12 protein-coding genes and 1 pseudogene are annotated in these 14757 nt (G+C 60.9%); 5 read left to right on the top strand and 8 right to left on the bottom strand.

What is annotated here, in order from left to right; translation table 11 throughout:
• A pseudogene (locus Q1V60_RS24485) lies at window positions 1-70 on the bottom strand (bL21 family ribosomal protein); the annotation flags it as partial.
• Window positions 71-469: 399 nt separating this feature from the next.
• Here Q1V60_RS24485 and Q1V60_RS24480 point away from each other — a divergent pair.
• From Q1V60_RS24480 to Q1V60_RS24470, 3 genes are all read left to right on the top strand, one after another.
• On the top strand, window positions 470-1438 hold the full coding sequence (locus Q1V60_RS24480) for a polyprenyl synthetase family protein (protein ID WP_300635657.1): 969 nt from the start codon (window positions 470-472) through the stop codon (window positions 1436-1438).
• 193 nt (window positions 1439-1631) lie between these two features.
• On the top strand, window positions 1632-1973 hold the full coding sequence (locus Q1V60_RS24475; RefSeq protein ID WP_300635655.1) for a zinc ribbon domain-containing protein YjdM: 342 nt from the start codon (window positions 1632-1634) through the stop codon (window positions 1971-1973).
• Between the two features lie 160 nt (window positions 1974-2133).
• On the top strand, window positions 2134-2391 hold the full coding sequence (locus Q1V60_RS24470) for a hypothetical protein (RefSeq protein ID WP_003194088.1): 258 nt from the start codon (window positions 2134-2136) through the stop codon (window positions 2389-2391).
• A gap of 144 nt (window positions 2392-2535) precedes the next feature.
• Here the strand turns inward: Q1V60_RS24470 and Q1V60_RS24465 are convergent, their stop codons facing one another.
• Window positions 2536-3153 (bottom strand): FKBP-type peptidyl-prolyl cis-trans isomerase, encoded by a 618-nt coding sequence (locus Q1V60_RS24465; RefSeq protein WP_065951187.1) that lies wholly within the window; start codon window positions 3151-3153, stop codon window positions 2536-2538.
• Window positions 3154-3452: 299 nt separating this feature from the next.
• Between Q1V60_RS24465 and Q1V60_RS24460 the strand changes: the two genes are divergently transcribed.
• The gene (locus Q1V60_RS24460) at window positions 3453-5372 is read left to right on the top strand and encodes a methyl-accepting chemotaxis protein (protein WP_300635650.1); all 1920 of its coding nucleotides are present in this window, start codon (window positions 3453-3455) and stop codon (window positions 5370-5372) included.
• Between the two features lie 56 nt (window positions 5373-5428).
• Here Q1V60_RS24460 and Q1V60_RS24455 read toward each other — a convergent pair whose 3' ends face one another.
• The 5 genes from Q1V60_RS24455 to Q1V60_RS24435 form a co-directional block, all read right to left on the bottom strand.
• Window positions 5429-5797, bottom strand: coding sequence for a glyoxalase superfamily protein (locus tag Q1V60_RS24455; RefSeq protein WP_300635648.1), 369 nt, complete (start codon window positions 5795-5797; stop codon window positions 5429-5431).
• Between the two features lie 85 nt (window positions 5798-5882).
• The gene (locus Q1V60_RS24450) at window positions 5883-8348 is read right to left on the bottom strand and encodes a DUF6543 domain-containing protein (protein WP_300635646.1); all 2466 of its coding nucleotides are present in this window, start codon (window positions 8346-8348) and stop codon (window positions 5883-5885) included.
• Window positions 8349-8442: 94 nt separating this feature from the next.
• Window positions 8443-9939 (bottom strand): D-aminoacylase, encoded by a 1497-nt coding sequence (locus tag Q1V60_RS24445; protein ID WP_300635644.1) that lies wholly within the window; start codon window positions 9937-9939, stop codon window positions 8443-8445.
• Window position 9940: 1 nt separating this feature from the next.
• Window positions 9941-10801 carry a MurR/RpiR family transcriptional regulator gene (locus tag Q1V60_RS24440; protein ID WP_300635642.1) on the bottom strand — a complete coding sequence of 287 codons (861 nt, stop codon included), beginning with the start codon at window positions 10799-10801 and terminating at the stop codon, window positions 9941-9943.
• Window positions 10802-10813: 12 nt separating this feature from the next.
• Window positions 10814-12217 carry a gluconate:H+ symporter gene (locus Q1V60_RS24435; RefSeq protein ID WP_300635640.1) on the bottom strand — a complete coding sequence of 468 codons (1404 nt, stop codon included), beginning with the start codon at window positions 12215-12217 and terminating at the stop codon, window positions 10814-10816.
• 191 nt (window positions 12218-12408) lie between these two features.
• Here Q1V60_RS24435 and Q1V60_RS24430 point away from each other — a divergent pair, with 191 nt between their 5' ends.
• Window positions 12409-12783, top strand: a complete 375-nt coding sequence (locus Q1V60_RS24430) for a lysozyme inhibitor LprI family protein (RefSeq protein ID WP_300635638.1) — start codon at window positions 12409-12411, stop codon at window positions 12781-12783.
• Window positions 12784-12912: 129 nt separating this feature from the next.
• Here the strand turns inward: Q1V60_RS24430 and Q1V60_RS24425 are convergent, their stop codons facing one another.
• Window positions 12913-14358 carry a SulP family inorganic anion transporter gene (locus tag Q1V60_RS24425; RefSeq protein ID WP_300635636.1) on the bottom strand — a complete coding sequence of 482 codons (1446 nt, stop codon included), beginning with the start codon at window positions 14356-14358 and terminating at the stop codon, window positions 12913-12915.
• Between the last annotated feature and the right edge of the window lie 399 nt (window positions 14359-14757).

Below are 14757 nucleotides of genomic sequence, written 5' to 3'. Positions count from 1 at the left end.
CGATCTTCAGGTATTCACCTGGGGCGACCTTGTATTGCTTGCCACCAGTAACAATTACTGCGTACGACATGGTATTTCTCCGATAATCCTGCTCACCCAGCGCTTTATAAGAAGAGGTATTGGCTGGCATGGCTGCATGGGATGGACGTCCCGAATGCAATTGCGTAAGGCAGGTGCTGCCCAGGAAGTTCAGGGTGCGCGATTGTACGCAAGGTAAATGGGTGTTGCAAGGGGCCGCCAGTCGCCTTGAAAGCGTAGCGAGCGAAGGGAAGACAAGGAAAAAACAGGTGAGGAAGGGGAATTTACTGGTTGTAAATGAGCATTCCGAGCCTGTTTTTGACTCAGGATTACGCGCGTAGAGCCGAAGGCTCCCAGCCCGCAGTAGCTTTGATGGTGACTGGGCGCGCCTTGACACCCGGGGGTCAGGGTCCTAGCATGCCGCGCAACCCTTCTGGAGCGACTGTCGCTGATGCAACCCCAAGCTTTCTACCGCGCGGTCGCGGACGATTTTAGCGCCGTCGACGGCATCATCAAGCAGCAGCTGACGTCTAAAGTGCCGCTGGTCTCCAAAATTGGCGACTACATTACGTCGGCGGGCGGTAAACGCCTGCGTCCTTTATTAGTGTTGCTGTGCGGCAAGGCCCTGGGCCGCGAAGGCGATGACCTGCGCCTGCTGGCTGCCACTATCGAATTCCTGCACACCGCCACCCTGCTGCATGACGACGTGGTCGACATGTCCGGCATGCGCCGTGGCCGCGAAACCGCCAATGCCATGTGGGGCAACGCGCCAAGCGTACTGGTAGGCGATTTCCTGTACTCGCGCTCGTTCGAAATGATGGTTGAGCTGGGTTCGATGCCGGTGATGAAAATTCTTTCACAGGCCACGCGCATCATCGCAGAAGGCGAAGTGTTGCAGCTGTCGAAGGTACGCGACGCCAGCACCACCGAAGAAACCTATATGGAAGTGATTCGCGGCAAGACCGCGATGCTCTTCGAAGCCTCTACCCACAGCGCCGCCGCGTTGTGTGGGGCGACCGCCGAACAGGCCGAAGCCCTGCGCACCTTTGGCGACCACCTGGGCGTGGCGTTCCAGCTGGTGGACGACCTGCTCGACTACCGTGGCGACGCCGAAACCCTGGGCAAGAACGTCGGTGACGACCTGGCCGAGGGCAAGCCGACCTTGCCGCTGATCTACACCATGCGCGAAGGCACGCCGGAGCAGGCTGCGCTGGTGCGCAAGGCGATCCAGAAAGGCGGGATTGAAGACCTGGAGGCCATTCGCGCCGCCGTGGAAGCGTCCGGTTCACTGGAATATACCGCCCAACTGGCACGCGATTACGTGGCCCGTGCGATCACGTGCCTGGACGCCCTTCCGGCCAGCGAATACCGCGATGCTCTGGTTGAGCTGAGCGAATTTGCGGTGGCGCGTACGCACTGAGCAGTATCTGCAAACGCGGGCCTGTGTGGGAGCAGGCTTGCTCGCGAATGCGGTATGTCAGTTTAAAACTGTGTGGCTGACACACCGCTTTCGCAAGCAAGCCCGCTCCCATTTAGATTGCGTACGACCTTCCCGACTACAAAACCCTATATAATGTGCGACTTTTAGCCATCCTGACTCTCAAGGAGCTTTAGTGAGCACGTTGCCACCCTGCCCGAAATGCAATTCCGAATACACCTACGAAGACGGCACCCAACTGGTCTGTCCGGAATGCGCCCATGAATGGTCCGCCACTGGCGAGGCCGACGTAGCGGGCGATGAAACCGTGAAGAAAGACTCTGTGGGCAACGTCCTGCAGGACGGCGACACCATCACCGTGATCAAGGACCTCAAGGTCAAAGGCACCTCGTTGGTGGTCAAGGTCGGCACTAAGGTCAAGAACATCCGCCTGTGCGATGGCGACCACGATATCGACTGCAAGATTGACGGCATCGGCCCGATGAAACTCAAATCCGAGTTCGTGCGTAAGGTCTGATCCTGTTGCATCCATCCCACGCCCGCCGTGGGATGGCGCTTTGCCCTCCTGCTTGATCGAGCTCAACTCCCTACACAGAAAAAAGCGCAAACCGCCAATAGGCCCTTGCTATTCCACGAATAAGAATTATTCTCATTGAAACCCATCAAGGAGAACGACCATGACTTATTTGATAGATGCCTGGCTGGACCGCCCACATCCTTACCTGCGAATCCTGCACCGGGAAACCGGCGAAGTCTGTGCTGTGCTGGAAGAGGAAGCGCTGAATGAACTGCAGGACCAGGGCGACCTGGACGTAAATGGCCTGAGCTCAAGTGAGCCGGGAGTACTGAAGGAAGTGGTCAGGAATTTGTTTTTGTTCTGCTATGCCCGAGCGTTGCGCCCGGCGACGGAGCTTAATGGCAAGTTCCATCCATGAAGCAGCTGCAGGCTTACTGTGGCGGGCAAGCTTGCTTGCGCTGGGGTGCGAAGCGCCCTTGAAGGCGCACGACTGCCGCGCAGCCGAGCGGGAGCAAGCTCCCTCGCCACAGCAAGCTTGCTCCGCCTGAAGCCAAAGCGGGTCTTACAGAACGTCGAGCAGCTCGACGTCGAATACCAGAACGCTGTGCGGCGGGATGCTGCCGACGCCTTGAGCGCCGTAAGCCAGTTCGCTCGGCACGTACAGGCGCCATTTGCTGCCGGCATTCATCAGTTGCAGGGCTTCGGTCCAGCCGGCGATCACGCCGCCAACCGGAAATTCCGCAGGCTGGCCGCGCTCGTAGGAGCTGTCGAACACAGTGCCGTCGATCAGCGTACCGTGGTAGTGAGTGCGCACTTGATCTTCACGGGTCGGCTTGGCGCCATCACCGGCAGTCAGTACTTCAAATTGCAGGCCGGATGCCAGGGTGGTGATGCCGTCACGCTTGGCGTTTTCAGCCAGGAATGCCAGGCCCGCGCCTGCTGCGGCTTCGGCCTTGGCAGCCGCTTCGGCTTGCATGATTTCGCGGATCACTTTAAAGCTCGCAGCCATTTGCTCCTGGTCAACACGGCTTGGCTTGCCGCCGAACGCGTCGGTCAGGCCGGCCAGGATTGCATCGAGGCTGACGCCCGGTGGCGGGTTGTCGCGCAGTTGGTCGCCCAACTGACGGCCGATACCGTAGCTGACGCGGGTTTCGTCGGTGGACAGATTAACTTCGGACATGAAGAGGCTCCGCTGTAGGACAACACGATTTCCCGCGCCATCCAAAACTAAAAGGGCCCGCAGACTAGCACACAAGACCGGCCCATGATCAGCCCCCCTCCCCGGCCGCCGGAGCGGCGGGCCGTAGCTCTGGTACCCGATCGTTGTCACGGTCACGGCATGGATCGAGCGCCCTTTCGACGGCCAGCGAGAAAAGTATTTCAGAATTGCCCTTTGCCGCCGATACAGCCCTACACATCTTGGCTGGCTCAAACAACAACACCGTCCAGCAGACAGACATCACTCTCAAGGAGCTTTCGATGAACAGCTGGTTCGGTAACATCAGCGTCAACCTCAAACTTGGCCTGGGCTTCGGCCTGGTACTGGTCCTCACCTCAATTCTGGCACTCACCGGCTGGACCAGCCTCGGCGGTTTGATCGACCGCAGCAACTGGATGAGCGACATTACCCAGCTCAACGCCTCGCTGACCAAACTGCGCATCGTGCGCCTGCAATACATGCTGGCCAACGGTGATGAAGCCGTGGCGCAGAACGTACAGACCAGCCTCGACGGCTTCGTGTCCCAGCAACAGAAACTGCTGGACACCTTCAAGAGCCCGGAAAATCTCAAACTGCTCAATGAGCAGAAAGCGGTCATTACGGCGTATCAGCAGTCCCTGAACAAAATGCGTGAGGCTTACCGCAACGGCAACGCTGCGCGCCAGGTCATGGGCGACAAAGCCGACATTGCCAATGCACAAATCAATGCGCTGGACGCCAGCGTGCAGCAGATGCCCGACAGCCCCGAGCGCTTCGCGCAGTTGCAGGCCGTGAGCAATGCCAAGCAGGAATTCCTGATGGCACGCTACGAGGTGCGTGGTTATACCAACAACGTCAGCGCAGAAACCGAAGCCGTCGCCGCTGCGCAAATCGAGAAAGCCATCGCCGGTTTGAAAAGCCTCAGCGCCGTCTTCGGCAGCGCTGAACAAAGCGCGCTGACCTCTCTGGAAACCGCACTCGGGGCCTATCGCAGCGCCGTGCAGAGCTACAAGGCTGCCAACGCCAACATCGTCACTGCACGTGCCGAGATGACCACCCAAGGCAGCGATATCGTGACCATCAGCGACAAGCTGTACGACATTCAGCTGGAACGCCGCGATGTTGAAAGCGCACAGGCCCGCAGCCTGCAGCTGATCAGCACCTTGCTGGCGTTGCTGGTCGGCGTTATTGCCGCATGGGTGATCACACGCCAGATCACGCGCCCGATCCAGGAAACCCTGGCCGTCGTGGAACGCATCGCTTCCGGCGATCTGAGCCACAATATCCAGGTCACCCGTCGTGATGAGCTGGGCGTGCTGCAACAAGGCATCCAGCGCATGGGCACCACCTTGCGCGAACTGATCAGCGGCATTCGCGACGGCGTGACCCAGATCGCCAGCGCTGCCGAGGAACTGTCGGCCGTTACCGAGCAAACCAGTGCCGGCGTCAACAGCCAGAAAATCGAAACCGACCAGGTCGCCACGGCGATGCATGAAATGACCGCCACCGTTCAGGAAGTGGCGCGCAATGCAGAACAGGCTTCTCTGGCCGCCGCCGAAGCCGATGGTCAGGCCCGCGCCGGCGATAAAGTGGTGGCAGAAGCCATCGCCCAGATCGAGCGTCTGGCCGCTGAAGTGGCACGCTCCACCGACGCCATGGCCCATCTGCAACAAGAGAGCAACAAGATCGGCAGCGTAATGGATGTGATCAAGGCCGTTGCCGAACAGACCAACCTGCTGGCCCTCAACGCAGCGATTGAAGCTGCGCGCGCCGGTGAAGCCGGACGCGGGTTCGCCGTGGTCGCCGACGAGGTACGCGGCCTGGCCCAGCGTACGCAAAAATCCACCGAAGAAATCGAAGGCCTGGTCGCCGGTTTGCAGAACGGCACCCAGCAAGTGGCCAACGTGATGAACAACAGCCGCAGCCTCACCGACAGCAGCGTGGACCTCACGCGCAAAGCCGGTGTGTCCCTGGAAAACATCACCCGCACGGTGTCGAACATCCAGTCGATGAACCAGCAGATCGCCGCCGCCGCCGAGCAACAGAGCGCCGTAGCCGAAGAGATCAGCCGCAGCATTGTGAACGTGCGCGACGTATCCGAGCAGACCGCCACTGCAAGTGATGAGACGGCAAAATCAAGCGTGGAACTGGCACGCCTGGGTAGCCAGTTGCAGCAGATGGTCAGTCACTTCCGGGTGTAAATGACTGCAAGCCCGCCACACAGGCAACCCCGGTCACTGACCGGGGTTGCAACCACTTAGTCTTGACCCTCCTCAACAAACACCACCCGATTCCCAAACGGGTCCTTGATGCTCATCTCCCGCGAGCCCCAGGGTGTTTCCTCCACGCCAGGTTTGGCATAACGATAGTCCTTGGCCTGCAATTGCTGCTGGTAGGCGTCCACGCCTTGCGCCAGGATGCGCACCGCTGCGCCCGGCGACGCATCGCCATGGTGCTCGGACAAATGCAGCACGCACTCACCCAGCGACACTTGCAGGTACAACGGAAAGTTTGCTTCGAAGCGATGCTGCCAGTCGACCTTGAACCCCAGGAAATCAACATAGAATTCCAGTGCCTTGGCCTCGTCGAAAATCCGCAGGATGGGGGTGACTTTTCCTAAGTGCATAGGGCTCTCCAAATAAACATAAACACCACTCGCCGTGGGCGACCGCTCACCCTGGCTCACCATAGGTCAACATCAAGCGCACTCATTAATGAGGAATTCTGGTGATCCTCGCGCTGGACAATTGATCATTATTCACATGCACTTCATCGAACTGATAGCTGTCGTTGGCAAACCTGTTCAAAACACCTTCATTGCGCAGGCGCTCGATAGTGCCTGGCGCCACACACTGACGCGCTTCGACGAATTGCGGGTTGGCTTCAATATTTTCGTTGAAGGAAACAACCGGAACGCCGCGAGCGTCGATCTCGTAAAGATTGTATTCGCCACCGAATTCGGTTTCGCCAAAGTACTTCGCCGCCTCCTTTGATCGCGAGGCGACCACGACGTTGCCATCCATCATTTTTTCCGGGCCGGAGAAGAAATTGGAGTCGCGAAAACCATAATTTTGCGGATCACCGCGGCGCTCGACGCGGTCGGCCTTTTCCACGCGGTACAGCTTCGGCACGTCGGTGCGCTCAATCATGCCACGACTGTTGAAATACCCACCGTCAGGCAGGCTGACGCTGTCTTTGAAAGGATTGGTCTTGAGCACGCTGTCATCGTCGTACGCATCGTAATCCCCGGAGGACGTTGCGTCCGACGCGACAGAAGAAGGCGAGCGCTCATCCTCCGACAGCTCGTTTTCCGACTCGTCAACTCTCGGTTTCTTAGGCGTGGCCTCAGCTTGCTCCACTATTTCATAGCTGGGCTGAACCAAGGGACGCTTCGATCCTGGCTGCAAGTAGATTTCCATGGATGAATCCCACAAAGGGTTCACCTGGCCCTCCAACTCGGCGGGTAATCGCGGTGGCTGATTGGGGCTCATCAACACACCGATCTGCCCGTTCACCCGTCGATAATTGAAGAACGGCTTATCGCCGCTCGCGCCGCCGCTTTCACCCGGCGCCGCCTGTGTGGTCGCCTCGACAGTGGGATCGCCGTCAGAGTGGGCGGCCTTGCCCAGCGCATGGAAGAACGCCATGGTCGCGACATCCGTCGCGGCGGCGTGCAAACCACTTTTGCGCTCGGCCTGGGTGTCGCCTTCGACGGCCTGGTCGAGTTCCATACCCACTTGAACCCCGTAGGAGGTAGCGCCTATGGCGACGCCAATCGGCCCGAGCAGTGCCAGGGGAATGGAAAACACCGCGTTGCCCGCCTGCAACATGCCCAGCGCATCGTCTTTGTAGACTTCGGCATTGGACTTCATCTCCGTGTCGGCGTCGTAGTTGATGCGCTGGCGTGTCTGGGTGGCCATGTTGGTGAACACATCGCCGCCGATGGGGTAGTTGCGGGTGTTGATATGGCTGTCATTGGCCGCCATCGCACCCGTACCTATTTTATTCAAGGTGCCGTCCACGCCGTTGACACTCAGGGCCCCGAATACACCCTGTTGGCGATCACGCAGCGCGAAATGCTCCTCCAGCGCCGTGGCCTTGGCAGGCTCCCTGCTCTGTTCCAGCACCCATTGATTCACGGCGGCGCGGTCTTTAAATGTCTGCAGGGCGGGCTTGCTCCCCGGGATATACAGCGTTTCGGTGCCGTCCTTGGCCACAAACCGCACGATGTCGTTGGATCGATAGCCATTGATGTCCAGGGATAGCGCTTTGGTGTCCCCGGCCGGCGCGGCTTGCGCCTGCAACTGTGCTTTCGTTACCGGCCCTTCGAGCGGCACGTTGGGCGCGGCTGCCTGCATCACAGCGGCGTAGGCCTGTGCACTCAGCCCCTGCTTGGCATCCTGCTGGTTGAGGGCTCGCGCAGCACGGGCCTCCATCACAAACTGTTGCTTGGCCAGCGTGCGCCATTCACTGCCGTGCTGCGTCCAGAAATCATCCAGCTTGGCGGTCACTTTCTTCTGCAGATCCCCGTCGCGTACCAGTTTCAACAATTCACTGGGCTTCATTCGCAGTTGGTTGTCCGCGCCGTATTGGCCCTTGCCTGGGCCATCCAGATAGAGGCCATAGACTGAGTCCAGATCACGCCAGGTCTCCTTGGCGTTGGGCACATCGTCATGGAATTTCGAGTAGAGATAACCGGGCCCGGTTCGGTCCAGTACCAAGCGGCCCAGCCGGCTGAAAAAATCCGGCACGCTGTCGCTGTGGAACAACGAAAACGGGCTGGTGTTCGACGACATGAAATGCGCCACGGCCTGGGCCTTGCCGGCCACGCCGTAGCGCTCGGCGGAGAAAAAATCACTGGCGACGGCCTCGGTGAGCGTCATCGACGATGTCGGCTCCCCGCGATGCTCCCAGCCCGTTACCGCGATGCCGGTGTGGCTGCTGGCAGCGGGTGAAAACTGATGCAGATAGACCTTGTCGGGATCGATCCATTGATTGGTTTCGTTCCAGACTTTGTCCTGGATCCAACCTTTGATCGTATCGCGGGGAAAGGGAAACGCCGACAACGCATCGTCGCGTGAATTTACAGGTGCGCCAGCCGCGCCGACGGGGGTTGAGTAGGGAAAAAAGGCAGAACTTTTACCGACATTGCTCGAACTTACAGGTTGAGTGTTCATACAGGCTCTCCGGAAGTGACCGGCTTATCTTAGAGAACGGCCGCCTGCACTCAATCCGCTTTTTGTAAGCGCTCATTGGCCATATTCCGACACGCTATCGTGTGCTGAAAGTGTCCAATGATGTGTCCGACGCCAGCTTGAAGCCCCGACGCAAATCGCCGTTGCGCGCCAGAAATCGACCCGGTCGCCGGCCGGTCGCCTGCCCTTCGCTGTAGCTCAACACACCGTTTACCCATACCCCATCGATCCCCTCGGCCGCACGCTGCGGGGCCTTGAAGTCCGCCACATCGCGCACCCGCAGCGGGTCGAACAACACCAGGTCGGCCCAGTGCCCTTCCCGGATTTCGCCACGTTCAGCGAGGCCGAAGCGCGCCGCCGAGAGCCCGGTCATTTTGTGCACCGCTGTGTGCAACGGGAACAATCCGACATCGCGGCTGAAATGTCCCAGCACCCGCGGGAACGCGCCCCACAACCTTGGATGAGGAAACGGATCTTCCGGCAACCCATCGGAACCCACCATCGACAACGGATGGGCAAGAATGCGCCGCACATCCGCCTCATCCATTCCGTAATACACCGCCCCCGCCGGTTGCAGGCGGCGAGCGGCGTCCATCAGCGCAACGCCCCATTCGGCGGCAATGTCCTGCAAGTCACGGCCGCCCATTTCAGGATGCGGCGTGGACCAGGTGATGGTGATACGAAACGCGTCTGTGACCTGCTTGAGGTCCAGCGTCGAAGAGCTGGCCGCGTAGGGATAACAGTCACACCCCACTGGATGGGTTTTCGCCGCCGCTTCAAGTGCCGCCAACAGCTGCGGGCTACGCCCCCAGTTCCCCGCGCCGGCGCACTTGAGGTGGGAAATGATCACGGGCGCCCTGGCATGCCGGCCGATCGAGAACGCTTCGTCCATCGCCTCCAATACCGGTTCGAATTCGCTGCGCAAGTGCGTGGTGTACACCGCGCCATAAGCCGTCAGCGCTTCGCTCAATTGCAGCACTTCATCCGTCTCTGCGCTGAATGCGCTGGCGTAGGCCAGGCCAGTGGATAAACCCAGGGCACCGGCGTCGAGGCTTTCCTGCAACTGCACGCGCATGGCCGCGATTTCCTGTGCGGTGGCCGTGCGGTGCAGGTCATCCATATGATTGCTGCGCAGTGCCGTGTGGCCGATCAGTGCGGCGACGTTGACCGCAGGGTGGGCGCGTTCCACGGCGGCGCGATAATCGACAAAGCGCGGGTAGGCAAAGGCCTCGGCATTGCCCAGCAGGTTCATCGGGTCGGGCGGATCGCCGCGCAGGCTCACCGGTGACGCGCTGATGCCGCAGTTGCCGACAATCACTGTGGTGACGCCCTGGCTGAGCTTGGGCAGCATCTGCGGATGGCGGATCACCACGGTGTCGTCGTGGGTGTGCACATCGACAAAGCCCGGCGCCAGCACGCGGCCGGCGGCGTCGATCGCCTGCTCGGCCACTGCCGCAGACAAGTCGCCGATCGTCTCGATACGCCCATTGCGCACCCCTACATCAGCGAGGTAGCCAGGCGTGTTGCTGCCATCAATGATCAGCGCCTGGCGAATCAGCGTGTCGTACTTCATTTCAGTCTCCAAGCGGCAGGCTGTCGGGGCCGCCGCGATAGTCGTCCAGGGCCAGTTTGATCCGGCGCAGGCGTTCCTGATTGGCGTCGGGCATGGCCAGCGCCAGCTCGGTGGCCAGCAGGTCGATGGCCAGCAGCATGCCGTAGCGCGCGGCAGTGGGTTTGTAGATAAAACTGGTTTCAGCCGGTTGCAGCGGCAGCAGCACATCCGCCAACTCGGCCAGCGGGGAATCGGCAAGGGTGATCGCGACAACGCGTGCGTCGTAGTTGCGCGCCAGCGTCACCACGTCCAGGAGTTCAGGGGTAAGGCCCGTCAGCGAGCAGACAATCAGCGCCTGCTCCGGCCCCAGGGTCGCGGCCGTCACCCGCATCATCACTGGGTCATGGCAGGCCGCAATCGGATAGCCCAGGCGCACCAGGCGTACCTGCAACTCATCACTGCACAGGCTCGACGGGCCGCCCATGCCGAACGCGTGGATCATCCGCGCCTTACCCAGCAGGCTCACCGCATCGACAAAGCTGTGTTGATTGAAGCCGGACAGGTGCTGGCGCAGCGTCGCTTCGATATCACCGAGAATCTGCCGATGAAACGCCGACTGATCCGGCAGCCCCGCCGGGTCCAGGAAGCGGCTGCCCACCCCGCTGGCCTGGGCCAACTGCAGGCGCAGGTCGCGCAAGTCGCGGCAACCGACACTGCGGGCAAAGCGCGACAAGGTGGCCGTACTGACCTCGGCCCGTTGCGACAGCTCTTCCAGACTGGCCGACGCGGCAAAGCCCACGTCGTCGAGCATCAGCTTGGCGATACGCCCTTCGCCGGCGCTGAAGGAGCCCTGGCGGGCGCGGATCTGGTAGAGGATGTCCATGGAGGCTCCGGGTTACAAAAGGCAGGACAGACCGTAGGTCAGACCGAAGGCAACCACGGAAATCAGGGTCTCCAGCACGGTCCAGGTCTTGAAGGTCTGGATCACCGTCATATTGAAGTATTCCTTGATCAGCCAGAAGCCGCCGTCGTTGACATGGGAAAAGATCACCGACCCCGCACCGGTCGCCAATACCAGCAATTCAGGGTGTGGATAACCCATGCCCAAAGCGACCGGCGCGACCACGCCGGACGCCGTAGTCATCGCCACCGTGGCCGAGCCCGTGGCGATACGCATCAGCGCGGCGAACAACCAGCCCATCACCAGTGGCGACAGTTGGAACGCATGGGCCAGGCCGAGGATTTCGTGGGTGACGCCCGCGTCCACCAGGATGCGATTCAAGCCACCGCCCGCCCCCACCAGCAGGGTGATGCTCGCCGTGGGCGCCAGGCATTCATTGGTGAATTTGAGGATCGACTCACGGTTGAAGCCCTGGGCCAGGCCCAGCGTCCAGAAACTCACCAGGGTCGCCACCAGCAGCGCGATCACCGAGTTGCCCATAAATAACAGGAATTGGTTGAAGCCGGTGCCTGGCGTGGAAATCACATTGGCCCAGCCGCCAATCATCATCAGCACCACCGGCAACAGGATGGTGCCCATGGTCAGCGCGAAGCTGGGCAGACGGGTACGCGGTTCACGCTCGATAAACTGGCGCTCCAGCGGGTTTTCCGCCGGCAGGTGAATGTGCGGCACGATGAACCGGGCGTAGACCGGGCCGGCGATGATCGCCGTAGGAATACCGATCAAGATCGCATACAGCACGGTCTGCCCGACCGAGGCGTTATACGCCAACACCGCCATCATTGCCGCCGGGTGCGGCGGCACCAGCGCATGCACCACCGACAGGCCGGCGACCATCGGCAGGCCGACCATCAGGATCGACACGCCCACGCGCCGCGCCACGGTAAAGGCGATCGGCACCAGCAATACAAAACCCACCTCGAAAAACAGCGGCAGCCCCACCAGGAACGCGATGCAGACCATCGCCCAGTGCGCATTGCGTTCGCCGAAACGGTTGATCAATGTGCGTGCCACCTGCTCCGCGCCACCGGACTCGGCCATCATTTTGCCGAGCATGGTGCCCAGCGCCACGACCAGGGCGATATGCCCCAGCGTCTTGCCGACCCCCGCTTCGTACGAGCCCATGATGGTGTCCGCCGGCATCCCGGCCATCAGCGCCAGGCCGATGGACACCAGCGTGATGACGATAAACGGGTTGAGCCGGTAACGTGCAATCAGCACGATCAAAGCGATGATGGCGATGGCAGCGTATGCCAATAGCCCGAAGCCCGGTGATGCGGCCATGCGGTACTCCTCGGAAAGGGTCACGTCGAATAGGTTGTGAAACTCATAAATCATTACCGGGGAGGATTTTCAAACTTCATGAAAATAATTTTCGCCCACGGATAAGCGCTGTCGCCGTGGGATATGCACGACGCTACCGTATGAAAATTCGAGGGGTGTTCTTACACGAAGATCAGAAAAGGCTGGAAACTCAAGCCACGCAGTTGAGTCATAGAATGCACATCCACTGCTGCCAGGAACCGACCATGATGCGTACCACACTTGCCGCCCTGCTGATTGCCGCCTGCGGCACTGCCGCCGCAGCCGATAACCCGGCATTGAAAAAATGCATGGACGGCGCCAACACCACCGCCGCTATGGTCGGTTGCAACGTCAAGGAGGCCAAGGTGCAGGATGCTCGGCTGAACAAGGCTTACAAGACCGCGATGGCCGCCCAGGAAGGCAACCGCAAGCAGCAACTGCAAGATCTGCAGCGCCTGTGGATCAAATACCGTGACGCCAACTGCGCCTTCGCGGGCAGCGCCACCGGCGGCACCATCGATCAGGTCAACGGCTCCGGCTGCGTACTGGACATGACCCAGACCCGCGCCCAGGAACTCGAAGACCTGGTCGGGCCCTAAGCGCACCTCCCACTGTAGGAGCGAGCTTGCTCGCGAAAAAACCTGAGAACGCCCCATACATTCAGGATGCCCGAGTTATCGTTGAGCTTTTTCGCGAGCAAGCTCGCTCCTACCACGGAGAGAGGGCAATCAGTCGTGATGAACCCTGGCGCGCTTGAGCAGCTTCTTGCAGCGCTCCGACAAATGCAGCACCCGCAAATGCTTGCCCGCCTTGCTGTAGCGCTCGCGCAAGGTCATCAGCGCGGCAATCGCTGAATAATCGACGAAGCTCAGGTGACGGCAGTCGAGCGTCACCTGGGCCGGGTCGTTGGCCGGGTCGAATTGATTCAGGAACGGCGTGGTCGAGGCGAAGAACAACGTGCCGTGCAGGCGATAAAGTTTGCTGCCGTCGGCCTCCAGATGTTCATCGGCATACAGCTCACGGGCCTGTTGCCAGGCGAAGTTCAGCGCCGCGATCACGATACCGCACAGCACGGCGGTCGCCAGGTCGGTGAACACGGTGATGATCGTCACCGCGATGATCACCAGCACGTCATTGAGCGGCACCTTGTTAATCACCCGCAACGACGCCCAGGCGAAGGTCTGCTGGGACACCACGAACATCACCCCCACCAGCGCGGCCAGCGGAATCCGCTCGATCAGCGGTGACAGAAACAAAATGAACAGCAGGATCATGACCCCGGCAAACACCCCGGAGAAACGCCCGCGCCCGCCGGAACTGAGGTTGATCACGGTTTGCCCGATCATGGCGCAACCGCCCATGCCGCCGAACAGGCCCGAGACCATATTCGCAGCGCCCAGGGCCACGCTCTCGCGGTCGGGGTAGCCACGGGTTTCGGTGATTTCGTCGGTGAGGTTGAGGGTCAGCAGGGTTTCCAGCAGGCCGACCATCGCCATCAGGAACGCATAGGGCGCAATAATGCCGAGGGTTTCCAGGGTCCAGGGGATCTGCGGCAGCGCGAAGGTCGGCAGGCCGCCCGCGATGTGTGCCATATCGCCCAGCGTGCGGGTGGGCAGGCCGAGCAGGTACACCGCCAGGCCCACGCCGAGGATCGCCACCAGGGCGGGCGGCACGGCGCGGGTCAGGCGTGGCAGCAGGTAGACGATGGCCATGGTGACCGCGACCAGCCCGGCCATCACGTACAGCGGTGTGCCGCTGAGCCAGGTTTCACCGCGTTTGAAGTGCTCCAACTGCGCCAGCGCGATGATAATCGCCAGGCCGTTGACGAACCCCAGCATCACGGGGTGCGGCACCATGCGCACCAGTTTACCCAGGCGCAACAGGCCGAAAGCGACCATGATCAAGCCGCCCAGCAGCACGGTCGCCAGCAGATATTCCACGCCGTGCTGCACCACCAGGGCCACGATCACCACTGCCATCGAACCTGCCGCCCCCGAAACCATACCGGGACGACCACCGAACAACGCGGTGAGGGTGCAAATGATGAAAGCGCCGTAGAGCCCCATCAACGGGTTGAGATGGGCCACCAGGGCGAAGGCGATGCATTCGGGCAGCAATGCAAATGACGTGGTGAGGCCGGCCAGGGCGTCGGCGCGCAGACGGGTGAGGTTCATGAAGTACCAGGGAGTTGCGGGGGATAAGGCGGGGAATGGTACGGAATTGAGCGCGGTGGGGCCAGTGTCGGGTGAACCGGATGGACCGAGTGGCCGCCTTCGCGGGCAAGCCCGCGCCCACATTCCAAGCCTGGAACTCGGTCAAGTGTGGGCGCGGGCTTGCCCTAATGCCAGTCAGTTAAGACAGAACCGGTCCCTGTGGCGAGGGAGCTTGCTCCCGCTGGACTGCGTAGCAGTCCCATTTTTGGGGCCGCTTCGCGCCCCAACGGGAGCAAGCTCCCTCGCCACAGGGACCGGTTCTGTCTTAACTGACTGGCATTAGGGCAAGCCCGCGCCCACACTTGACCGAGTTCCAGGCTTGGAATGTGGGCGCGGGCTTGCCCGCGAAGGCGGCCACTC

This window comes from Pseudomonas sp., from assembly GCF_030147005.1.
Classification (GTDB): domain Bacteria; phylum Pseudomonadota; class Gammaproteobacteria; order Pseudomonadales; family Pseudomonadaceae; genus Aquipseudomonas.
Note: the sequence above shows the minus strand (reverse complement) of the source record. Positions and strands in the feature narration are given on the sequence as shown.